Source organism: Erwinia pyri (assembly GCF_030758455.1).
Taxonomy (GTDB): domain Bacteria; phylum Pseudomonadota; class Gammaproteobacteria; order Enterobacterales; family Enterobacteriaceae; genus Erwinia; species Erwinia pyri.
The window spans coordinates 547,177-570,267 of record NZ_CP132353.1; the positions used below are offsets into that span (position 1 = coordinate 547,177).

Genomic DNA, 23,091 nt, shown 5'->3' on the forward strand with positions numbered 1-23,091 from the left:
GGGATCAGTTGTTCTGGTAAACATCCTTATAGAGCCGGCTTTCAAAGCGCACCAGCGGGATACGACGCTGGCGCTGATCTTCCGGCGGGACAGCATAGCCCGAGAGATACTGGACAAATGCCACGCGCTGCCCGCTGGCCGTGGTCATAAAGCCAGCAAGGTTGTACACACCCTGCAGGGAGCCGGTCTTGGCCGATACCTTGCCGTCAACGCCTGCTTCATGAAGACCTCCGCGATAACGTAACGTTCCGTCATAGCCTGCAAGCGGCAACATAGAGATATAATTCAGCTCCCGATCGTTTTTTGCAATGTACTGCAACACTTGCATCATGGTAGCAGGGGAAATCAGATCGTGGCGCGAAAGCCCGGATCCATCTACCTGGATGCTGTTACCTAAATCCACGTTCGCTTTTTGACGCAGGATCTGACGAACAGCATCAGATCCGGCACGCCAGGTGCCCGGTACGCCAAAGCGTTCATGACCGATAGTGCGGAAAACGGTATCCGCGATCATGTTGTCTGACTTCTTCAGCATAATCTTCAGCAGATCGTGCAGGGGAGCAGACTGCGTTTGGGCCAGCACCGTAGCCGGAGGCGTTACCCGCGTCTGACGCAGCAGATGGCCTGAATAGTCGATATCTGCAGCCCGCAACTCTGCTTTAAGCAGTGCGCCCGCATAGCTGGCGCCATCCTGAATGGCAAAAGCCAACGGCAGCGGCTCTGAGCGCTGTGTCATACAGCCGGTGAGCGTAAAGCGGTTCAGTTCACCCGGCACGACATCCAGTTCACAATACTGCGCCTCCGGCGAGCCCTTTGCCAGCGTACGGACCTGGCTGAACATGTTCACCGGATAGAACGACGCCACGCGGATAAATGCGTTATCCCCTGCCTTAGGCGCGCTGTAAAGCGAGACAGAGAAGCAGTTACGGTCAACGATAGCGGCAGCGGGCGGGGCGCTGAAGCACTGGGTCATATCGTTCCAGGGCCAGCCCGGCGCTTTGTCATGGCTGGCAAACACCGAGGTGTCGATAACCAGATTACCATCAATATGATTGACGCCCTGCTTTTTCAGGGTAGCTACCATGTTGCGCAGATCCTGCCGCGTCAGCGTGGGATCGCCGCCAAACCGCGCCACCAGATCCCCCTGAAGGGTGCCATTACTCACCGAGCCTTTACTCTCAAGCTGCGTATGGAAACGGTAATCTGGCCCAAGCTGAAGCAGCGCCGCCAACGCGGTTATCACCTTCATGGTACTGGCAGGCAGCGCCATTTGTTGGCTGTGATAATCAATAACAGGGGTAGTGGCGCCTATTTTTTGCACAACTAACGCCAGGTTCGCGCCATCCGGCAGATATTGGGTATAGTCTTCAACCGAACCCGCCTGAGCATTTAGCACAAATGCGCAGGCCAGAGCGGTAACAATTCGTGAAAATCGCATAATCTCGCGTTTACTGACAGGTGATGCCGACATACTACGGTGCATCGTTGTGGAAAGTAAACGATGACCCATAAGGAACTCTGGGTTAAAATACGTATCAAAATGCAAAACCACCAGGCCCTGGGTCTCTCCCGGGTCAGGTTTATTTCGTTTGTAATTCAGTGGTAAGCGCCGCAGAACGCTTTTTCTGCATCAACCTGTCAGGATGACGAGATTTTGCACAGGATGGATTTTACGAGGTATTGAGATGAATCAGATTCCGATGACGTTAAGGGGCGCGGACAAACTGCGTGAAGAGCTCGAAGAGCTGAAAACCATTAAACGCCCCAGAATTATTGCCTCAATTGCTGATGCCCGTGAGCACGGCGACTTAAAAGAGAACGCTGAGTATCACGCTGCGCGTGAAGAGCAGGGCTTTTGTGAAGGTCGTATTCAGGAGATTGAGGCTAAGCTCTCTAATGCTCAGGTGATCGACGTCACTAAAATGAACGCGAACGGTCGGGTGATCTTCGGTTCAACCGTGACCGTATTGAACCTGGATACGGACGAAGAGTCGACTTATCGCATTGTTGGCGATGATGAAGCTGACTTTAAGCAAAATCTGATTTCTGTTAACTCGCCAATGGCGCGTGGCCTGATTGGTAAAGAAGTCGATGATGTGACCATCGTCAAAACGCCCGGCGGTGACGTCGAGTATGAAATTCTGAAGATAGAATATCTTTAAATTCTGCTACGCTGGAATAAGCGGGCGTATTGTAAAGAAAGGAAAAAGGCCGCTTAGCGGCCTTTTATCAACATCAGGAGCATGTCACCTTCTGCGCAAGCGTCAGTTTTTACTGCGGCTCAGCGAGGAAGAGCGATCTTGCGTTCCTTCGTTGGACGGTACAGTACCAGCGTCTTGCCGATAACCTGCACGTTTGCTGCTTTGGTTTCGCGCACGATAGCCTCAACAACCAGTGCTTTCGTCTCACGGTCTTCCGTAGCGATTTTCACCTTGATGAGCTCGTGGTGCTCCAGTGCTTGTTCGATCTCGGCCAGCACCCCTTCGGTCAAACCGTTGTTGCCCAGCATGACCACAGGCTTCAGCGGATGGGCCAGTCCTTTGAGGTGTTGTTTTTGTTTGGTACTCAGATTCATCGTATTTTTTACTTACATTGGGATTGAAAACGGGTCATTCTACCGCCATCTCTGGTGTATCACCAAATCGGCATTGCTGATTTGCGCGGTTTATTTATCGCATACGCTGAATCATAGTTGGAAATTGTATGACTGGTAAAAAGCGTTCGGCCAGTTCCAGCCGCTGGCTACAGGAACACTTTAGCGATAAATATGTGCTTCAGGCACAGAAAAAAGGGCTGCGTTCGCGTGCCTGGTTTAAACTTGATGAAATACAGCAAGGTGACAAGCTGTTCAAGCCGGGTATGACCGTGGTTGACCTGGGTGCTGCACCCGGCGGCTGGTCTCAGTATGTGGTGACACAGATTGGGTCACAGGGCCGCGTCATTGGTTGTGATATCCTGCCGATGGATCCTATCGCCGGTGTCGATTTCCTTCAGGGCGATTTTCGTGATGAACTGGTGATGAAAGCCCTGCTGGAACGCGTTGGCGACAATAAAGTGCAGGTTGTGATGTCCGATATGGCGCCCAACATGACAGGAACGCCCGCGGTAGATATTCCCCGCTCGATGTATTTAGTTGAGCTTGCGCTGGAAATGTGTCGAGATGTACTGGCACCTGGCGGCAGTTTTTTAGTGAAAGTGTTTCAGGGAGATGGCTTTGAAGATTACCTCCGGGAAATTCGCTCCCTGTTTACGAAAGTAAAAATTCGTAAGCCGGACGCTTCGCGCTCTCGATCGCGTGAAGTGTACATTGTAGCGACAGGGCGCAAACTATAGTACCCTACGCTGTCTGTTAACACAGTTGTAATAAGAGGTTAATCCCTTGAGTGACATGGCGAAAAACCTGATTCTCTGGTTAGTCATCGCAGTCGTGCTGATGTCTGTATTCCAGAGCTTTGGGCCCAGCGAGTCGAATGGCCGTAGGGTTGACTACTCAACCTTCCTGTCGGAAGTGAACCAGGATCAGGTCCGCGAGGCACGTATTAACGGGCGTGAAATCAACGTTGTCAAAAAAGACAGTAACAAATACACAACTTATATCCCCGTCAACGATCCTAAGTTGCTCGATAACCTGTTGACTAAAAATGTAAAAGTCGTGGGCGAACCACCAGAAGAGCCGAGCCTGTTGGCCTCGATCTTTATCTCATGGTTCCCAATGCTGTTACTTATCGGTGTCTGGATCTTCTTTATGCGCCAGATGCAGGGCGGGGGCGGCAAAGGCGCGATGTCCTTTGGTAAAAGCAAAGCCCGCATGCTGACGGAAGATCAGATCAAGACTACCTTCGCCGATGTTGCAGGTTGCGACGAAGCGAAAGATGAAGTGGCTGAGCTGGTAGAATACCTGCGTGAGCCAAGCCGCTTCCAGAAGCTGGGTGGTAAAATTCCGAAAGGCGTACTGATGGTCGGTCCTCCGGGTACCGGTAAAACGCTGCTGGCGAAAGCCATTGCAGGCGAAGCTAAAGTGCCTTTCTTTACCATTTCCGGTTCTGACTTTGTTGAAATGTTCGTCGGTGTGGGTGCATCCCGCGTCCGTGACATGTTTGAACAGGCCAAAAAAGCGGCACCCTGCATCATCTTTATCGATGAGATCGATGCAGTAGGTCGTCAGCGTGGCGCTGGTTTAGGCGGTGGTCACGATGAACGTGAGCAGACCCTGAACCAGATGCTGGTAGAGATGGATGGTTTTGAAGGCAATGAAGGCATCATCGTTATTGCTGCTACTAACCGTCCAGACGTGCTTGACCCAGCGCTGCTGCGTCCGGGCCGTTTTGACCGTCAGGTTGTGGTCGGCCTGCCAGATGTGCGTGGACGCGAACAGATCTTGAAAGTGCATATGCGTCGTGTGCCTCTGGCTACTGATGTTGAAGCGTCAGTGATTGCCCGTGGTACGCCTGGCTTCTCCGGTGCGGATTTGGCTAACCTGGTCAACGAAGCGGCGCTGTTTGCTGCTCGTGGCAACAAACGCGTTGTCTCGATGGTCGAGTTCGAAAAAGCGAAAGATAAAATCATGATGGGTGCGGAACGCCGTTCCATGGTGATGACAGAATCGCAGAAAGAGTCCACGGCTTATCACGAAGCAGGTCACGCGATTATCGGTCGTCTGGTGCCTGAGCACGATCCGGTGCACAAAGTGACCATTATTCCTCGTGGTCGTGCGTTGGGTGTGACCTTCTTCCTGCCTGAAGGCGACGCAATCAGCGCAAGCCGTCAGAAACTGGAAAGTCAGATCTCCACGCTCTACGGTGGCCGTCTGGCGGAAGAGATCATCTACGGCGTAGAGCACGTTTCTACTGGCGCGTCTAACGACATCAAAGTAGCAACCTCTATTGCACGTAACATGGTGACGCAATGGGGCTTCTCAGAGAAACTGGGCCCGCTGTTGTATGCTGAAGAAGAGGGTGAAGTTTTCCTCGGTCGTTCAGTGGCGAAAGCGAAGCACATGTCTGATGAAACCGCACGTATCATTGACCAGGAAGTGAAATCTCTGGTTGAAGGTAACTACCAGCGTGCCCGCCGTATTCTGAATGAAAATATGGACATTCTTCATGCGATGAAAGATGCGCTGATGAAGTATGAAACCATTGATGCTCCGCAGATTGATGACCTGATGGCACGACGTGAAGTGCGTCCGCCACAAGGTTGGGAAGATCCGGGCAGCAGCACCAATTCTGATAACAACGGTACGCCAAAGGCGCCGCGCCCGGTTGATGAACCGCGCACGCCTAACCCAGGTAACACTATGTCAGAGCAGTTTGGCGACAAGTAATCACCCTGTTCGTACAAGCTCATTCCAAACCCCGGCCTTGACCGGGGTTTTTTATATCCTTAGATTGACCACCCTGACCACCCTGACCGCCCTGCAGAATACGTTTGGAGAGTGACCGTTATGAAGCTTTACGCCCGGGATGCCGTGCTCGATTTATCCCACCCTCATGTGATGGGGATCCTGAATGTGACCCCGGACTCTTTTTCCGATGGGGGAAAGCATAACGAGCTGGTTCAGGCGCTGACGCATGCCAACGAGATGATTAACGCAGGCGCCACCATTATTGATGTGGGGGGGGAATCAACCCGGCCAGGCGCTGATGAAGTCAGCGTTGAGCAGGAGCTTGAGCGGGTTATCCCGGTAGTGGAAGCCCTGTCACAGCGTTTTGAAGTCTGGATCTCGGTGGATACCTCCAAGCCAGAAGTGATCCGCGAGTCGGCAAACGCGGGTGCGCATATCATCAACGATATTCGCTCCCTGCAGGAGCCGGGCGCGCTTGAGGCCGCTGCAGAAACGGGGCTGCCAGTCTGCCTGATGCATATGCAGGGTGAACCGCGCACCATGCAGCAGGCGCCCAAATACACCCGGCTGCTGCAGGATGTCGACGCCTTTTTCGTTCAGCATATCGCCCGCTGCGAAGCGGCTGGGATTAAAAAAGAGCAGTTGATCCTCGACCCGGGGTTCGGTTTCGGTAAGAATCTCTCTCATAATTATCAGTTGCTGGCCCATCTGGCCGATTTTCATCGCTATGGGCTACCGCTGCTGGTCGGGATGTCCCGCAAGAGTATGATTGGTCAGCTGCTGAACGTCGGGCCGTCACAACGGCTTACCGGCAGCCTGGCCTGCGCGGTGATTGCCGCAATGCAGGGCGCGCATATCCTGCGCGTTCATGATGTCAAAGAAACCGTCGAGGCGATGCGCGTCGTCGAAGCAACACTGTCAGCGAAGGAAGAGTAACGCTATGAGCAACCGTAAGTATTTTGGCACCGATGGTATCCGCGGCAAAGTGGGCGAATCTCCAATCACGCCTGATTTCGTCCTCAAGCTGGGCTGGGCTGCGGGGAAGGTGTTAGCGCGTAATGGCTCAAAGAAAATTATTATCGGTAAGGACACGCGTATCTCAGGCTATATGCTGGAATCGGCCTTAGAAGCTGGCCTGGCCGCCGCAGGGCTTTCCGCTGCCTTTACCGGCCCTATGCCTACGCCAGCCATCGCCTACCTGACCCGTACCTTCCGTGCAGAGGCGGGCATTGTCATCTCCGCTTCACACAATCCTTTTGACGATAACGGCATCAAATTTTTCTCTGTGGAAGGCACGAAATTGCCCGATGACGTAGAAGAAGCGATCGAAGCGGAAATGGAAAAGCCGATCACCTGCGTGGAGTCTGCGGCGCTGGGTCGTGCCAGCCGTATTGTCGATGCCGCTGGCCGTTACATTGAATTCTGCAAAGGCACCTTCCCCAGCGAGCTTAGCCTCAATGGCCTGAAGATTGTGGTGGACTGCGCAAATGGCGCGACCTACCACATTGCGCCTAATGTCCTGCGTGAGCTTGGCGCCACCGTTATCACTCTCGGCGTAACGCCTGACGGCATGAACATCAACAAAGAGTGTGGTGCCACCGACGTACGCCAGCTTCAGGAACGCGTCCTGGCCGAAAAGGCAGACATTGGTCTGGCCTACGATGGCGATGGTGACCGCATCATGATGGTGGACCACCTGGGTCTCAAAGTGGACGGTGACCAGATCCTCTACATTATCGCCCGCGAAGGCCTCCGTCAGGGACAGCTGCGCGGCGGCGTGGTAGGTACGCTGATGAGCAACATGGGGCTTGAGCTGGCGCTGAAACAGCTGGGGATTCCGTTTGCAAGAGCCAAAGTGGGTGACCGCTATGTGCTGGAGAAGCTGCAGGAGAAAGGGTGGCGACTCGGTGCAGAGAACTCCGGTCACGTTATCCTGCTGGATAAAACCACCACAGGTGATGGCATTGTAGCCGGTTTGCAGGTACTGACTGCGATGGTGCGTAATCATATGAGCCTGCACGACCTGTGTAGTGGTATGAAGCTGCTGCCACAAATTCTGGTTAACGTGCGCTTTAGCGGCACTACTGACCCACTTGAGGACGAAACGGTAAAAACAATTACCGCCGATGTGGAAAAAGAGTTGAAGGGCAGGGGACGCGTGCTGCTGCGTAAATCTGGTACAGAGCCGTTGATTCGCGTGATGGTTGAAGGGGAAGATGAAGCTCTGGTGACCGGACTCGCTCACCGCATTGCGGATGCCGTAAAAGCTGTCTGACGCCGCTCCCGGGTCTTGCTGGCCCGGCTGCTGAAAAAGGCCTGCATCGCCTCAATGTGATGCGGGCGCAGGAATGTTCTCTGCGCCCGCATTTTGCTACTTCTTTTCAGTAAAAAAACGCGAGCTATGATTTATCCTTTTCCGCACAAAAAGTCGCCAGGTGAATGATTTACGTGCAGGTTTTCGCTGCCTTTGCCGTTTTTTTCCGCAATCAGTAGCGGGGCAGCAAATTGCTCTTGCGCACTCAGGCGGCTTTGGTTAGTATTCACACCCGCTTCTGATGGGTAGTGAAGACGCTATCTCTCTAACTGGTTTGAAGCTTTTGATGTGCGGTTAACGCGCAAGGAAACAGATTAATTATGTACGAAGCTCTCTTGGTAGTTTTCCTTATTGTGGCAATCGGCCTTGTAGGTCTGATTATGCTTCAGCAAGGTAAAGGCGCTGATATGGGCGCGTCATTTGGTGCAGGCGGTTCCGCTACGCTGTTCGGTTCTAACGGTTCAGGTAACTTTATGACCCGTATGACCGCAGTACTGGCGACATTGTTCTTCATCATTAGCTTGATTCTGGGTAACCTCAACAGCAACAAAACGCAGAAAGGAAGCGAGTGGGAAAATCTGACTCAGCCTGCACAGTCGCAGCAGAGCCAGCCAGCGAAACCGGCCACGCCGGGTAGCGATATCCCACAGTAAGCAGTAAGGGTGTGATTTCGACGCGACAGAAATAAAAAAGTCGTCTCTTTAGTGCCGTGGTGGTGGAATTGGTAGACACGCTACCTTGAGGTGGTAGTGCCCGCATGGGCTTACGGGTTCAAGTCCCGTCCTCGGTACCAAACTTCAGTATTGCTTGCATTTTATGCAAGATCGGCGTAGTATTTGCCACGTTTTCGGACGCGGGGTGGAGCAGCCTGGTAGCTCGTCGGGCTCATAACCCGAAGGTCGTCGGTTCAAATCCGGCCCCCGCAACCACTTTCCCTTAGAGTTCTTTTTCAAATATACTGTATGCATCGAACGGCGCATCTTCAGCAGATTTTGAAAAAAATTCTTTTGGATTGTGCCGAACCGCCAGATTTTTGGCGTACAGGGTCCAGTCGCATTAAGCCCCGATTTATCGGGGTTTTTTGTTATCAGGAAACAGCATACTGGGCTATTAAGCCCTTTTTTTATGTCTTGGGGGTGGCCTTGTCCACATTAGAGCAAAAATTAACTGAGCTGATCACAGCACCGGTAGAAGCGCTGGGCTACGAACTGGTCGGTATCGAGTTTGTACGCGGTCGCACATCCACGTTGCGCATCTATATTGATAGTGAAGATGGCATCAATGTTGACGATTGTGCTGATGTTAGCCACCAGGTAAGTGCCGTATTCGATGTCGAAGACCCGATAACCGTCGCTTACAACCTTGAAGTCTCCTCACCAGGCCTTGAGCGCCCACTCTTTACCGCTGCGCATTACGCACAATTTATTGGCGAAGAAGTGAGCCTGGTGCTGCGTATGGCCGTTCAAAACCGCCGCAAATGGCAGGGCATCATTAAATCTGTTGAAGGTGAAATGATCACTGTTGCTGTTGAGGGTAACGACGAAGTGTTCGCGCTGAGCAATATTCAGAAGGCGAACCTGGTTCCCCACTTTTAAAAGTCCGGATTGAGGCATACCAGGATGAACAAAGAAATCTTAGCTGTAGTTGAGGCTGTGTCGAACGAGAAATCACTCCCGCGCGAAAAGATTTTCGAAGCGCTGGAGAGCGCACTGGCAACGGCTACCAAAAAGAAATATGAGCAGGAAATCGACGTGCGTGTCAGCATTGACCGTAAAAGCGGCGATTTCGATACGTTCCGTCGCTGGGTGATCGTTGACGAAGTGACAATGCCTACGCGTGAAATCACGCTGGATGCCGCTCGCTACGAAGATGAGTCGCTGAACCTGGGCGAGTACGTTGAAGATCAGATTGAATCAGTGACCTTTGACCGTATTACCACGCAAACCGCGAAACAGGTTATTGTGCAGAAAGTGCGCGAAGCCGAGCGTGCGATGGTGGTCGATCAGTTCCGTGAGCAGGAAGGTGAGATCATCACCGGCGTGGTTAAAAAAGTAAACCGCGACAACATCTCTCTGGATCTGGGCAGCAATGCTGAAGCAGTGATTATTCGTGAAGATATGCTGCCGCGCGAAAACTTCCGTCCGGGCGACCGTATTCGCGGCGTACTCTATGCAGTGCGTCCTGAAGCTCGCGGTGCTCAGCTGTTTGTCAGCCGTTCCAAACCGGAAATGCTGATCGAACTGTTCCGTATTGAAGTGCCAGAAATTGGCGAAGAAGTGATTGAAATTAAAGCCGCCGCGCGCGATCCGGGCTCTCGTGCCAAGATTGCAGTGAAAACCAACGACAAGCGTATCGACCCGGTCGGTGCTTGCGTCGGTATGCGTGGTGCGCGTGTTCAGGCAGTATCCAGTGAGCTGGGTGGCGAGCGCATTGATATCGTACTGTGGGATGATAATCCTGCCCAGTTCGTGATCAACGCGATGGCCCCGGCGGATGTTGCCTCTATCGTGGTGGATGAAGATAATCACACCATGGATATCGCTGTTGAAGCCGGTAATCTGGCTCAGGCGATTGGCCGTAATGGTCAAAACGTGCGTCTGGCATCGCAGCTGAGTGGCTGGGAGCTGAACGTCATGACGGTCGACGATCTGCAGGCGAAGCACCAGGCTGAAGCCCATGCTGCCATCGACGTCTTTACCAAATATCTCGATATCGATGAAGATTTCGCCACGGTTCTGGTTGAAGAAGGTTTCTCTTCTCTCGAAGAACTGGCGTATGTTCCGATCAATGAGCTGTTGGAAATTGACGGTCTGGATGAAGAGACAGTAGAAGCGCTGCGCGATCGTGCGAAAAATGCGTTAACCACCCTGGCGCTGGCGAAAGAAGAGAGCCTGGGCGTAAACCAGCCGGCAGAAGATTTGCTGAATCTGGAAGGTCTTGAACGTGAGCTGGCATTCAAGCTGGCCGCAAAAGGCGTCTGTACGCTGGAAGATCTTGCCGAACAGGGTGTTGACGACCTGACAGATATTGAAGGCCTGAACGATGAGCGGGCTGGTGAGCTGATTATGGCTGCACGTAATATCTGCTGGTTCGGCGACGACGCGTAATAAACTGTAGCAGGAAGGAACAGCATGACAGATGTAACTGTAAAATCGCTGGCCGCAGAGATTCAGACACCGGTAGAACGCCTGGTACAGCAATTTGCTGATGCAGGGATCCGCAAGTCTGAAACCGACTCTGTGACGCAGCAGGAAAAAGAAACGCTCCTTACCCATTTGAATCGCGATCATAATGGCGGTTCAGGTAAACTGACTCTGCAGCGCAAAACGCGCAGCACCTTGAACGTTCCCGGTACCGGGGGTAAAAGTAAGTCGGTACAAATTGAAGTCCGCAAAAAGCGCACCTATGTAAAAGGCGATCCTGCAGAAGCTGAACAGGCTGAAGCGGAAGAGCAGGCACAGCGTGAAGCGGAAGAACTGGCTCGTCGCGAGGCTGAAGAAAAAGCCCAGCGCGAAGCTCAAGACAAAGCGAAGCGTGAAGCCGAGGAGCAGGCTAAACGTGAGGCAGCTGATAAAGCCAAACGTGAAGCAGCGGAAAAAGACAAAGTGAGCAATCAACATACCGACGAAGTAACCCGGGCGACGCAATCTGACAAAGCCCGTCGCGAAGCAGAAGCTGCAGAACTGAAGCGTAAAGCCGAAGAAGAGGCGCATCGCAAGATCGAAGAAGAAGCGAAGCGCGTAGCGGAAGAGGCTCGTAAAATGGCTGAAGAGAAAGGCACCGAGTGGACCGAAGTGAAAGAAGTGGAAGACACTTCTGATTACCACGTGACCACATCAACGCACGCTCGTGCGGCTGAAGACGAGAACGACGCTAAGGTTGAAGGCGACCGTCGTACCCGTGCGGCCCGTCCGGCGAAAGCACCTCGCTCCAAGAAAGGCAACAAGCATTCTGAAGCGAAAACTGACCGTGAAGAAGCGCGTGCGCAGGTTCGCGGCGGTAAAGGCGGCAAACGCAAGCCAAGCACCCTGCAGCAGGGCTTCAACAAGCCAGCTCAGGCTGTTAACCGTGACGTGATCATCGGTGAAACCATCACCGTAGCGGAACTGGCGAACAAAATGGCCGTGAAAGGTTCTCTGGTCATCAAAGCGATGATGAAGATGGGCGCTATGGCGACCATTAACCAGGTTATCGATCAGGAAACAGCTCAGCTGGTAGCGGAAGAGATGGGTCACAAAGTGACGCTACGCCGCGAGAACGAGCTGGAAGATGCGGTAATGAGCGATCGTGATACTCACGCTACTCAGGAATCCCGTGCGCCGGTCGTGACCATCATGGGCCACGTTGACCACGGTAAAACCTCGCTGCTGGACTACATTCGCTCCACCAAAATCGCCTCTGGCGAAGCGGGCGGGATTACTCAGCACATCGGTGCTTACCACGTAGAAACCGATACCGGTATGATCACCTTCCTGGATACCCCGGGCCACGCCGCGTTTACCGCGATGCGTGCACGTGGTGCTCAGGCAACGGATATCGTTATCCTGGTGGTAGCGGCGGACGATGGCGTGATGCCACAGACTATCGAAGCGATCCAGCATGCTAAAGCGGCGAAAGTGCCGGTTGTGGTTGCGGTGAACAAAGTCGATAAGCCTGATGCCGATCCGGACCGCGTGAAAAACGAACTCACCCAGTACGGAATCATTCCGGAAGAGTGGGGCGGCGAGAACATGTTTGTTAACGTCTCTGCTAAAGCCGGTACCGGTATTGATGACCTGCTGAACGCCATCCTGTTGCAGGCTGAAGTTCTGGAACTGAGCGCCGTTCGTCAGGGTATGGCAAGCGGTGTGGTTATCGAATCCTTCCTGGATAAAGGTCGTGGTCCGGTTGCTACCGTGCTGGTACGTGAAGGTACGCTGAACAAAGGCGATATCGTGCTGTGCGGCTTCGAATATGGCCGTGTGCGTGCGATGCGTGATGAATTAGGCCGTGAAGTGATGGAAGCGGGTCCTTCTATTCCTGTGGAAATCCTGGGTCTGTCAGGCGTGCCTGCAGCCGGTGATGAAGCGACCGTAGTGCGTGACGAGAAGAAAGCCCGCGAAGTGGCGCTCTATCGTCAGGGCAAATTCCGTGAAGTTAAGCTGGCGCGTCAGCAGAAATCCAAGCTGGAAAACATGTTTGCCAACATGACCGAAGGCGAAGTTTCCGAGCTGAACATCGTGCTGAAAGCGGACGTTCAGGGTTCTGTCGAAGCGATTTCCGACTCTCTGCAGAAACTCTCGACTGACGAAGTTAAAGTCAAAATCGTGGGTTCCGGTGTAGGTGGAATTACCGAGACCGATGCCACGCTGGCAGCTGCGTCCAACGCTATCCTGATTGGCTTCAACGTTCGTGCCGATGCTTCTGCTCGCCGCGTAGTGGATTCTGAGAGCCTGGATCTGCGTTACTACTCCATCATCTATAATCTGATTGATGAAGTTAAGCAGGCGATGAGCGGTATGCTGGCGCCTGAGTACAAGCATCAGATCACCGGCCTGGCTGAAGTTCGTGACGTGTTCAAATCACCTAAGTTCGGCGCTGTCGCCGGCTGTATGGTGACGGAAGGCAACATCAAGCGTCACAACCCAATCCGCGTACTGCGTGACAACGTGGTTATCTATGAAGGCGAGCTGGAATCCCTGCGCCGCTTCAAAGATGACGTTAACGAAGTCCGTAACGGCATGGAATGTGGTATCGGCGTGAAGAACTACAACGATGTGCGTGTTGGCGATATGATCGAAGTCTTCGAAATTATCGAAATCCAGCGTACCATCGATTAATGGTCGCCTGAAAATGTGACTTATTTGGGAGGCCGCCGTGCCTCCCGAATTATTTGGAGAGTATTAATATGGCGAAAGAATTTGGTCGCCCACAGCGTGTCTCTCAGGAACTGCAAAAAGAGATCGCTATCATTTTACAGCGTGAGATTAAAGATCCCCGTCTGGGCATGATGGTCACCGTTTCAGGTGTCGATCTCTCTCGTGACCTGGCCTATGCCAAAGTGTTTGTCACCTTCCTGAATGACAAAGATGAAGACGCTATCAAAAGCGGCCTGCGCGCGCTGGGTGATTCCACGGGCTATATCCGCTCACTGCTGGGTAAAGCGATGCGCCTGCGTATCGTGCCGGAACTGACCTTCTTCTACGACAACTCGCTGGTCGAAGGGATGCGCATGTCCAACCTGGTCACTAACGTGGTGAGAAACGACGCCGAGCGTCGTGGTCCGGACGCAGAGCAGGAAGAAGAGAAGAAGGAAGAGTAATGAGCCGTCCTCGTCGTCGCGGTCGCGACGTCCACGGTGTGCTGCTGCTGGACAAACCACAGGGGCTTTCAAGCAATGACGCCCTGCAAAAAGTAAAACGGTTGTTCACGGCTAACCGCGCTGGTCATACGGGCGCGCTGGATCCTCTGGCGACGGGCATGCTGCCGATCTGCCTGGGTGAAGCCACCAAGTTCTCGCAGTATCTTCTGGACTCCGATAAACGCTACCGCGTTATTGCTCGTCTCGGGCAGCGGACCGATACTTCTGATGCTGACGGTCAGGTTATCAGCGAACGTCCGGTTGCGTTTACGCAGCAGGAGTTGGAGCGTGCGCTGGAGAGCTTCCGCGGGGAAACCCAGCAGGTACCTTCCATGTACTCTGCGCTGAAGTATCAGGGGCGCAAGCTCTATGAGTATGCCCGTGAAGGTATTGAAGTGCCGCGCGAAGCCCGCAGCATCACGGTCTATGAGCTGCAGTTTATCCGCTGGGAAGGGGATGAGCTTGAGCTGGAGATCCACTGCTCAAAAGGCACCTATATCCGCACCATTACCGACGACCTCGGTGAGATGCTGGGCTGTGGCGCACATGTGATTTATCTGCGTCGTTTGCAGGTCGCCACCTATCCCATTACCAGCATGGTGACGCTGGAGCAGCTGGCCGCGCTGAGCGAAGAAGCTTTCCGAACCGAACGTACGCCTGCAGAGCTGCTGGATCCGCTGCTGATGCCGATGGACAGTCCGGCTGCCGCCTGGCCTGTAGTGAACCTGCCGACTACCGTCTCCGCTTACTTTAAGCAGGGGATGCCGGTACAGGCTGCTAATGCACCCACCTCCGGGCTGGTGCGGGTAACGGAAGGCGATGAGCAAAAGTTCATTGGCATGGCGGAAATTGCTGAGGATGGTCGCGTAGCGCCTCGTCGGCTGGTTGTAGAATATTCCGACTAGTCATTTGCGTAAGCCTGTGGCTCAGAGTAGAATAGTGCGGCTTTACCATTGGGTTGCTGAATTAGAGATCGGCACCTGTACATTTATCTTATAATTTGGAGTTGTATCATGTCTCTAAGTGTTGAAACTAAAGCGCAGATCGTTGCTGATTACGGTCGTGATGCGAATGACAGTGGTTCTACCGAAGTTCAGGTTGCTTTGCTGACTGCACAGATTAACCATCTGCAGGGTCACTTCTCTGAGCACAAAAAAGACCACCACAGCCGTCGCGGTCTGCTGCGCATGGTTTCCCAGCGTCGTAAGCTGCTGGATTACCTGAAGCGTAAAGATGTTGCACGTTACACCAGCCTGATCGAACGTCTGGGTCTGCGTCGCTAAATCTTAGAGTCTGCCACGGCGCATCACGGTGCGCCACACAGGCATCAAGGCAGATTCGTGCGAGTTTCGCTAAAAAGGGGCCTTTATGGCCCCTTTTTTCAGGTGAACCGCAGCATTTCAGGCCAAACTATTGTATTGTTGCAGCGTGTGATCTTCAGTTGCAGAGGTTCGCGCGGCTAATGAGAGGCTTTGTCCCATAAGGGATTAGGGTTGTCATTAGTCGCGAGGATGCAGATGGGGATTGAAAATTAACGGCAGGGTCAGTGCCTTGCCAGTACGTTAAGGACATAATTTTGCTGAACCCGATCGTAAGAAAATTCCAGTATGGTCAGCATACCGTCACCCTTGAGACCGGTATGATGGCTCGCCAGGCAACGGCAGCCGTAATGGTAAGCATGGACGACACTGCAGTGTTCGTTACCGTTGTAGGCAAGAAAAGCGCCAAGCCAGGCCAGGACTTTTTCCCGCTGACCGTTAACTATCAGGAGCGTACCTACGCTGCTGGTCGTATCCCGGGCAGCTTCTTCCGTCGTGAAGGCCGTCCGAGCGAAGGCGAAACGCTGACTTCGCGTCTGATTGACCGCCCGGTTCGCCCACTCTTCCCGGAAGGGTTTGTTAACGAAGTCCAGGTTATTGCAACCGTGGTTTCCGTTAACCCGCAGGTGAATCCAGACATCGTGGCAATGATCGGTGCTTCCGCAGCGCTGAGCCTCTCTGGCCTGCCATTCAATGGTCCTATCGGTGCCGCTCGCGTGGGCTACATCAATGACCAGTACGTTCTGAACCCAACCACCGATGAGCTGAAAGAGAGCAAACTGGACCTGGTAGTTGCCGGTACCCAGGGCGCCGTGCTGATGGTTGAGTCTGAAGCGGAAGTGCTGAGCGAAGATCAGATGCTGGGCGCCGTGGTCTACGGCCATGAGCAGCAGCAGATCGTTATCGACCAGATTAACTCCCTGGTTGCCGAAGCGGGCAAACCTCGCTGGGACTGGCAGCCAGAAGCTGTCAACGAAGCTTTACATTCACGTATCAGCGCCCTGGCGGAATCTCGCCTGAGCGAAGCGTACCTGATCACTGAAAAGCAAGAGCGTTATACTCAGGTTGGCGTGATCAAGTCAGAAACCACTGAAGCGTTGCTGGCGGAAGATGCCACGCTGGACGCGGGTGAAATCAACGACATCCTGCATACGCTGGAAAAGAACGTTGTGCGTAGCCGTATCCTGCGTGGCGAGCCGCGTATTGATGGCCGCGAAAAAGATATGATCCGTGGTCTGGACGTGCGCACTGGCGTACTGCCACGTACTCACGGTTCCGCGCTGTTTACCCGTGGTGAAACTCAGGCTCTGGTTACCGCAACGCTGGGTACTGCCCGTGACGCGCAGAACCTGGATGAGCTGATGGGTGAGCGCACCGATAACTTCCTGTTCCACTACAACTTCCCTCCGTACTCCGTAGGTGAGACCGGTATGGTTGGGTCGCCTAAGCGTCGTGAAATTGGTCACGGTCGTCTGGCGAAGCGTGGCGTGCTGGCCGTGATGCCTAAAGGCGACGCATTCCCGTACACCGTGCGTGTAGTGTCAGAAATTACTGAATCAAACGGTTCTTCTTCTATGGCTTCCGTGTGCGGTGCTTCTCTGGCACTGATGGATGCCGGCGTACCGATCAAAGCAGCCGTAGCCGGTATTGCGATGGGCCTGGTCAAAGAAGGCGAGAACTTTGTGGTTCTGTCTGACATTCTGGGCGACGAAGATCACCTGGGCGACATGGACTTCAAAGTAGCCGGTAGCCGTGAAGGTATCACCGCGCTGCAGATGGACATTAAAATTGAAGGGATCACCCGCGAAATCATGCAGGTGGCACTGAACCAGGCTAAGGGCGCGCGTCTGCACATCCTGGGCGTAATGGAACAGGCTATCAGCACACCGCGCGGCGATATCTCGCAGTTTGCTCCACGCATCCACACCATCAAAATCAGCCCGGACAAGATCAAAGATGTGATCGGTAAAGGCGGTTCTGTGATCCGTGCGCTGACCGAAGAGACTGGCACCACCATCGAAATCGAAGATGACGGTACCGTTAAAATCGCAGCGACCGACGGTGACAAAGCGAAATATGCTATCCGTCGTATCGAAGAGATTACTGCTGAAATTGAAGTGGGCCGCATTTACAACGGTAAAGTGACCCGCATCGTAGACTTCGGTGCCTTCGTGGCTATCGGCGGCGGTAAAGAAGGTCTGGTCCACATCTCTCAAATCGCTGACAAGCGCGTTGAGAAAGTGACCGATTATCTGCAGATGGGCCAGGAAGTGCCGGTGAAAGTTCTGGAAGTTGATCGTCAGGGCCGTGTACGCCTGAGCATCAAAGAAGCGACCGAGCAGACGGCTGAGCCGGAAGCAGGCGCGGCACCAGTAGCTCCTGAAGCAGAATAATGTCGGACGCTCTCCCTGTGGTCAGGGAGAGCTGTATCATCGCGAGGGTAGGACGACACCTTGTGCACGGCAGGCGGATGAAAGGATTGTCATCCCAATGTTGGTATTTGGGAGTGGGAAATGAAGCCTTTTTTGCGCTGGTGTTTCGTTGCGACAGCTTTAACGCTGGCAGGATGCAGCAACTCGGATTGGCGTAAGAACGAGGTTCTGGCTGTTCCGCTGCAGCCTACGCTGCAACAGGAAGTCATTCTGGCGCGCATGGAACAAATTCTTGCCAGTCGATCCCTTAGCGATGATGAACGCGCACAGCTGTTATATGAGCGCGGAGTGTTGTATGATAGTTTGGGTTTGAGGGCACTGGCGCGGAATGATTTTTCATTAGCGTTATCTGTCAGACCGGATATGCCTGAAGTATTCAATTACTTAGGCATATATTTAACGCAGGCAGGGAACTTTGATGCTGCCTATGAAGCGTTCGATTCTGTACTTGAGCTTGATCCAACTTACAATTATGCGCATTTAAACCGCGGTATCGCACTCTACTACGGTGGAAGGTTTAAATTAGCGCAAGATGATCTGCTGGCGTTTTATCAAGACGATCCTAACGATCCTTTCCGTAGCCTGTGGCTGTATCTCGACGAAAGAGAGATAGACGCCGACAAGGCTAAAGTAGCGCTGAAACAGCGTTATGAAAAAGCGGTCAGAGACCAATGGGGATGGAATATTGTCGAGTTCTACCTGGGAAATATCAGCGAAAGTACGCTGATGGATAGTCTCAAGGCAGACGCAACGGATAACACCTCGCTCGCTGAACATCTCAGTGAAACCAACTTCTATTTAGGTAAACATTACCTAAGTCTGGGGGAGAAGGACGACGCAGAAGCGTTGTTCAAGCTGACGGTTGCAAACAACGTACATAACTTCGTTGAGCACCGATATGCATTGTTGGAGCTGGCGCTACTCGGCCAGACACAAGACGATTTATCAGAATCTGACCAGCAATAGCTGACGAACTTTTATTGCCCTTTTTTCTCGAATGTCATCATCTTAGCGGATGAGGGCTTTCTTGTTCGTCGAAACCACTAATTTGAGCCGGTTCACACTTTTTGATGAAAATGACTGAATGTTTTCACGACGAGTTATGTAGACTGGCCGCCGCAATCTAAGAGGCACGTGTACTACATGACTGATATTGAAACCACTATTGAAACCACTTTTGCTGACCTGGGCCTGAGCGCCGATCTCCTCGAATCACTGAACGGTATGGGCTACGTGAAGCCTTCCCCAATCCAGATGGAGTGTATTCCACACCTGCTGGCGGGCCGTGATGTTCTGGGTATGGCTCAGACAGGAAGCGGAAAAACTGCAGCGTTCTCGCTGCCACTGCTGAACAACATTGATAGCTCCCTGAAAGCACCTCAGATTATGGTGCTGGCACCAACCCGTGAGTTGGCGGTTCAGGTAGGCGAAGCTATAACCGAATTTGCTAAACATATGAAAGGCCTTAACGTGGTCGCCCTTTACGGCGGACAGCGTTATGACGTACAGCTGCGCGCTCTGCGTCAGGGACCACAAGTTGTTGTGGGTACACCTGGTCGTCTGTTGGATCACCTGAAACGCGGCACGTTAGATCTCTCTAACCTGCGCGGCCTGGTGCTGGACGAAGCCGATGAAATGCTGCGTATGGGCTTCATCGAAGACGTTGAAACTATCATGGCGCAGATCCCAGAGGGTCATCAGACCGCACTGTTCTCTGCAACCATGCCAGAAGCGATTCGTCGTATTACCAAACGCTTTATGAAAGATCCGCAGGAAGTGCGTATCCAGTCAAGCATGACTACCCGTCCGGACATCAGCCAGAGCTACTGGACTGCGTTTGGTCGTAAGACTGATGCACTGACTCGCTTCCTGGAAGCGGAAGACTTTGATGCGGCTATCATCTTCGTGCGTACCAAAAACGCCACGCTGGAAGTTGCTGAAGCGCTTGAGCGCAGCGGTTACAACAGCGCCGCGCTGAATGGTGACATGAACCAGGCCCTGCGTGAGCAGACTCTGGAGCGCCTGAAAGATGGTCGTCTGGATATCCTGATTGCTACCGACGTTGCGGCCCGTGGCCTGGACGTTGAGCGCATCAGCCTGGTGGTTAACTTCGACATCCCTATGGATGCGGAGTCTTACGTTCACCGTATCGGCCGTACCGGTCGTGCAGGTCGTGCCGGCCGTGCTCTGCTGTTCGTTGAGAACCGCGAGCGTCGTCTGCTGCGCAACATTGAACGCACCATGAAGCTGACTATTCCAGAAGTTGAACTGCCTAACGCAGCACTGCTGGGTGAGCGTCGTCTGGCTAAGTTCGCGGCTAAAGTACAGCAGCAGCTGGAAAGCAGCGATCTGGAACAGTACCGCGCGCTGCTGAGCAAAATGCAGCCTGCAGAAGATGAGCTGGATATCGAAACGCTGGCCGCCGCTCTGCTGAAAATGGCTCAGGGTGAACGTCCTCTGATCGTTCCTGCTGATGCGCCACAGCGTCCGCGCCGTGAGTTCAAAGAGCGTGATGACCGTCGTGGCGATCGTCCGGACCGCGGTCCGCGTGAACCACGTAGCGAAGCGGCAGGGGATCGTCCTCGTCGTGAGCGTCGTGACGTTGGCGATATGGAAGTTTACCGCATTGAAGTGGGTCGCGATGACGGCGTTGAAGTTCGTCACATCGTGGGCGCGATTGCTAACGAAGGTGATATCAGCAGCCGTTACATCGGTAACATCAAGCTGTTCGGTACACATTCCACCATCGAGCTGCCGAAAGGCATGCCGGGTGACATTCTGACGCATTTCACTCGTACCCGTATTCTGAACAAACCGATGAATATGCAGCTGATTGGCGATGCAGTGCCAAGAAGCAACGAGCGTAGCGGTGGCGGTGAGCGTCGTGCAGCCCCTGGCGGACGTGGTGGCTTTGGTGGCGGTAACCGTGATGGTGCAGCCCGTCCTGAAGGTGGTCGTCGCTTCAGCAACGATCGCAACGGCGGCGGTGAGCGTCGTAGCGGTAGCTTCAGCCGTGACGGTGGCAACAGCCGCGGTCCACGTCCTGAAGGTTCTGCACCCCCACGTCGTCGTGATGCATAATCACTGACGCAATAAAAAACCAGCCTTCGGGCTGGTTTTTTTATGTCTGCTATAAACTGAAATCGGCGTTCTGAGCAGGCAAAAAAGGCGAGCTGGATATCACTCCTGACCGCCCTAACTCACCGGCGTTCAGAGCGACTTATGCGCTTCCATCGCCAGCTCAAAAGAGCGGATGCGGGCTTGCTGATCAAAAATCTGACCATTCACCATGATTTCGTCAGCCTGAGTTTCGCGGATCAGCGAGGTCAGACCCTGACGGACTTTTTCCATATCCCCCACAATCGACATGCTCAGCGCCTGCTGCACGCCATACTGTTCTGAAGGTGACCAGAGGTTATCCATATTTTCGACCGGTGCCGGAAGCGGGCCAGGCCTGCCGCGACGCAGGTTAATAAACTGCTGCTGCATCGAGGTAAACATAAAGCGCGCGTCCCGTTCGCTGTCGGCCGCGACCACATTGACGCAGACCATTGCATGCGGCTTCTCAAGGCGGGCGGATGGCTTGAAGTTTTCACGATAGAGATGCAGCGCCTGGTAGAGCATATCGGGCGCGAAGTGCGAGGCAAAGGCGAAGGGCAGGCCAAGCTGTGCGGAGAGCTGTGCGCTGTAGAGACTGGAGCCCAACAGCCAGACGGGAATTTTTAACCCCAGTCCAGGCACGGGCTGTACCGCAGGCTGATCGCCCTCTTTGGCGTCAAACCACGAGATCATCTCAGCCACGTCTGACGGGAAATTGTCGACATGTCCTCCCATATGACGACGCAGCGCCATCATGGTGCGCTGATCGGAACCCGGCGCGCGGCCCAGCCCCAGATCGATACGGCCAGGATAGAGTGACTCCAGCGTACCGAACTGTTCCGCAATCACCAGCGGAGAGTGGTTAGGCAGCATCACGCCGCCGGAGCCCAGACGCAGAGTGCTGGTGTTAGCCGCCAGATAACCAATCAGCACCGAGGTTGCGGCGCTGGCGATGCCAGTCATGTTGTGGTGTTCAGCCAGCCAGTAACGGTTATAGCCAGACTTCTCTGCCTGCTGCGCGAGGGCGAGGGAGGAGTGAAAAGCGTCACGCGCCGTTGCACCCTGAGGGATTGGGGCCAGATCGAGGACGGAGAGCGGGACATTTTTTTTATCAGACATAATTGCTCACTTATTCGAAGGGCGGGACTAGCGCCGTTGCAAATCTCTATCCTGAACCAATTTTTAGCAGAAGGATTGGCAATTTGCAGCACTTTCCAGCTGATAAAGGCAGCCTGCAAGGGACGCCAATCCCCTGCAAAAATTCAGGACTTGATAAGTTCAGTATACCCTTCGCACCCCATATTTAAACGCCATTTATTTTCAGGGGGAGCGGGCGGACGCCAGGCTCGCGCGGCGATCAGTTCACCAGTTCCAGCCCCGCCACCTGCCACCAGTAGCCGTTGCAATTCTGCCCCGGGGCCAGCGGCAAAGGATGTTTGCCCGTTTCATTTGCCCGGTACGCCTCCAGCATCGTCAGCGTCTCTTTTCCTTCAGGAGAAAGGCGAACAATATCGACCAGTCCCTGCATGGAGATAAGGTCATTCCCCAGGTTATAGCAGTAGCCGCTCATCGTCTGGATACCGTTCAGCACAAACACCTGCTGCTCCTCCTGAGAACGCAGCGCCCGGCCCTGGGGCCAGTTAATACAGCAGGTCTGGCAGTCATCTTTCCCGCGGTTTTCTGCTCTGGCGGTAAAGCAGCGGGCTGAATAAGCCAGCGGCAGATGCCCGTAGCTCAGCACCTCGACCTCAAATTTATGCCGGATCCCCAACTCGTCACACTGTGTGAGCAGGTTAGCCAGCCAGTCGCGGGAGAGCTCCACAGGCATGCACCAGCGTACCATGCCCAGTTTCAGCAGCAGCTTCAGCGTTACGGCGTTGTAGCAGTTCAGCGCATGGCCTGCGACAAAGGGAAGTCCGGCAAGCGATGCCATATTCACCGTACCCATATCATTGGCTTCAATCAGAAACTCGCCGTTATCGACATACTTTTTCAGTTCGCTCAGCTCGGAAGGAGACTGCAGCAGCGCCAGCGTACTGAGAACCACCTGTTTTCCTGCCGCAGCCAGCTCCTTTGCCATTGCCAGCCAGTCGGCGCTTTTCGTGGCGCGGCGTTTGCTGCAGACCGTTTCGCCCAGATAGATGATGTCAGCCTGGCTTTCTGCCGCGGAGTGATAAAATGCCTGTAACGTCTCTTGCGGCCAGTACCAGAGCACCGGGCCTAATGCATATTTCATGGGATAT

Annotated in this window: 20 protein-coding genes and 2 tRNA genes; 18 read left to right on the forward strand and 4 right to left on the reverse strand. The window is 53.7% G+C overall.

Going from position 1 to position 23,091, the window contains the following annotated elements; genetic code table 11:
• Positions 1-4: 4 nt before the first annotated feature.
• Positions 5-1,438: a serine-type D-Ala-D-Ala carboxypeptidase gene (gene dacB / locus Q3V30_RS02630; protein ID WP_306213040.1), complete on the reverse strand. Its 1,434-nt coding sequence runs from the start codon at positions 1,436-1,438 to the stop codon at positions 5-7.
• Between the two features lie 247 nt (positions 1,439-1,685).
• Here dacB and greA point away from each other — a divergent pair, with 247 nt between their 5' ends.
• A complete protein-coding gene (gene greA / locus Q3V30_RS02635; protein ID WP_306210207.1) occupies positions 1,686-2,162 on the forward strand; it encodes a transcription elongation factor GreA in 477 nt (158 codons plus the stop codon).
• 119 nt (positions 2,163-2,281) lie between these two features.
• Here the strand turns inward: greA and yhbY are convergent, their stop codons facing one another.
• A complete protein-coding gene (gene yhbY, locus Q3V30_RS02640) occupies positions 2,282-2,575 on the reverse strand; it encodes a ribosome assembly RNA-binding protein YhbY (protein WP_158782080.1) in 294 nt (97 codons plus the stop codon).
• 128 nt (positions 2,576-2,703) lie between these two features.
• Here yhbY and rlmE point away from each other — a divergent pair, with 128 nt between their 5' ends.
• The 17 genes from rlmE to Q3V30_RS02720 all read left to right on the forward strand — a co-directional run bounded on the left by rlmE (position 2,704) and on the right by Q3V30_RS02720 (position 20,830).
• Positions 2,704-3,333, forward strand: coding sequence for a 23S rRNA (uridine(2552)-2'-O)-methyltransferase RlmE (gene rlmE / locus Q3V30_RS02645; protein ID WP_306210211.1), 630 nt, complete (start codon positions 2,704-2,706; stop codon positions 3,331-3,333).
• A gap of 55 nt (positions 3,334-3,388) precedes the next feature.
• Complete coding sequence (ftsH, locus tag Q3V30_RS02650; protein WP_306210213.1) at positions 3,389-5,323, forward strand: ATP-dependent zinc metalloprotease FtsH; 1,935 nt, start codon at positions 3,389-3,391, stop codon at positions 5,321-5,323.
• 120 nt (positions 5,324-5,443) lie between these two features.
• A complete protein-coding gene (gene folP, locus Q3V30_RS02655) occupies positions 5,444-6,280 on the forward strand; it encodes a dihydropteroate synthase (protein ID WP_306210215.1) in 837 nt (278 codons plus the stop codon).
• A gap of 4 nt (positions 6,281-6,284) precedes the next feature.
• On the forward strand, positions 6,285-7,619 hold the full coding sequence (glmM, locus tag Q3V30_RS02660) for a phosphoglucosamine mutase (protein WP_306210217.1): 1,335 nt from the start codon (positions 6,285-6,287) through the stop codon (positions 7,617-7,619).
• Positions 7,620-7,978: 359 nt separating this feature from the next.
• Complete coding sequence (gene secG, locus Q3V30_RS02665) at positions 7,979-8,311, forward strand: preprotein translocase subunit SecG (RefSeq protein ID WP_013204019.1); 333 nt, start codon at positions 7,979-7,981, stop codon at positions 8,309-8,311.
• A gap of 53 nt (positions 8,312-8,364) precedes the next feature.
• Positions 8,365-8,451: transfer RNA gene (locus Q3V30_RS02670), tRNA-Leu, on the forward strand.
• Between the two features lie 59 nt (positions 8,452-8,510).
• A tRNA-Met gene (locus tag Q3V30_RS02675) sits at positions 8,511-8,587 on the forward strand.
• Positions 8,588-8,800: 213 nt separating this feature from the next.
• Positions 8,801-9,253, forward strand: coding sequence for a ribosome maturation factor RimP (gene rimP, locus Q3V30_RS02680; protein ID WP_306213042.1), 453 nt, complete (start codon positions 8,801-8,803; stop codon positions 9,251-9,253).
• Positions 9,254-9,277: 24 nt separating this feature from the next.
• Positions 9,278-10,765 carry a transcription termination factor NusA gene (nusA, locus tag Q3V30_RS02685; RefSeq protein ID WP_306210220.1) on the forward strand — a complete coding sequence of 496 codons (1,488 nt, stop codon included), beginning with the start codon at positions 9,278-9,280 and terminating at the stop codon, positions 10,763-10,765.
• 24 nt (positions 10,766-10,789) lie between these two features.
• Entirely contained in the window at positions 10,790-13,477 is a 2,688-nt protein-coding gene (gene infB, locus Q3V30_RS02690) for a translation initiation factor IF-2 (RefSeq protein WP_306210222.1), read from the forward strand.
• A gap of 68 nt (positions 13,478-13,545) precedes the next feature.
• Positions 13,546-13,959: a 30S ribosome-binding factor RbfA gene (gene rbfA, locus Q3V30_RS02695; RefSeq protein ID WP_306210224.1), complete on the forward strand. Its 414-nt coding sequence runs from the start codon at positions 13,546-13,548 to the stop codon at positions 13,957-13,959.
• Positions 13,959-14,903, forward strand: coding sequence for a tRNA pseudouridine(55) synthase TruB (gene truB, locus Q3V30_RS02700; RefSeq protein ID WP_306210227.1), 945 nt, complete (start codon positions 13,959-13,961; stop codon positions 14,901-14,903). Before rbfA ends, truB begins: the two co-directional genes overlap by 1 nt.
• A 108-nt stretch (positions 14,904-15,011) precedes the next feature.
• Entirely contained in the window at positions 15,012-15,281 is a 270-nt protein-coding gene (rpsO, locus tag Q3V30_RS02705) for a 30S ribosomal protein S15 (RefSeq protein ID WP_024966694.1), read from the forward strand.
• Between the two features lie 293 nt (positions 15,282-15,574).
• Complete coding sequence (pnp, locus tag Q3V30_RS02710; protein WP_306210230.1) at positions 15,575-17,710, forward strand: polyribonucleotide nucleotidyltransferase; 2,136 nt, start codon at positions 15,575-15,577, stop codon at positions 17,708-17,710.
• A gap of 120 nt (positions 17,711-17,830) precedes the next feature.
• Positions 17,831-18,715, forward strand: coding sequence for a lipoprotein NlpI (gene nlpI, locus Q3V30_RS02715; protein WP_306210231.1), 885 nt, complete (start codon positions 17,831-17,833; stop codon positions 18,713-18,715).
• A 104-nt stretch (positions 18,716-18,819) separates the two neighbouring features.
• The gene (yrbN, locus tag Q3V30_RS22720; protein ID WP_106382000.1) at positions 18,820-18,876 is read left to right on the forward strand and encodes a protein YrbN; all 57 of its coding nucleotides are present in this window, start codon (positions 18,820-18,822) and stop codon (positions 18,874-18,876) included.
• Positions 18,877-18,892: 16 nt separating this feature from the next.
• A complete protein-coding gene (locus tag Q3V30_RS02720; RefSeq protein WP_306210233.1) occupies positions 18,893-20,830 on the forward strand; it encodes a DEAD/DEAH family ATP-dependent RNA helicase in 1,938 nt (645 codons plus the stop codon).
• Between the two features lie 129 nt (positions 20,831-20,959).
• Here Q3V30_RS02720 and Q3V30_RS02725 read toward each other — a convergent pair whose 3' ends face one another.
• Together Q3V30_RS02725 and Q3V30_RS02730 are read right to left on the reverse strand one after the other, a co-directional pair.
• Complete coding sequence (locus Q3V30_RS02725; RefSeq protein WP_306210235.1) at positions 20,960-21,967, reverse strand: luciferase-like monooxygenase; 1,008 nt, start codon at positions 21,965-21,967, stop codon at positions 20,960-20,962.
• Between the two features lie 238 nt (positions 21,968-22,205).
• Positions 22,206-23,084 carry a U32 family peptidase gene (locus tag Q3V30_RS02730; protein WP_306210237.1) on the reverse strand — a complete coding sequence of 293 codons (879 nt, stop codon included), beginning with the start codon at positions 23,082-23,084 and terminating at the stop codon, positions 22,206-22,208.
• Between the last annotated feature and the right edge of the window lie 7 nt (positions 23,085-23,091).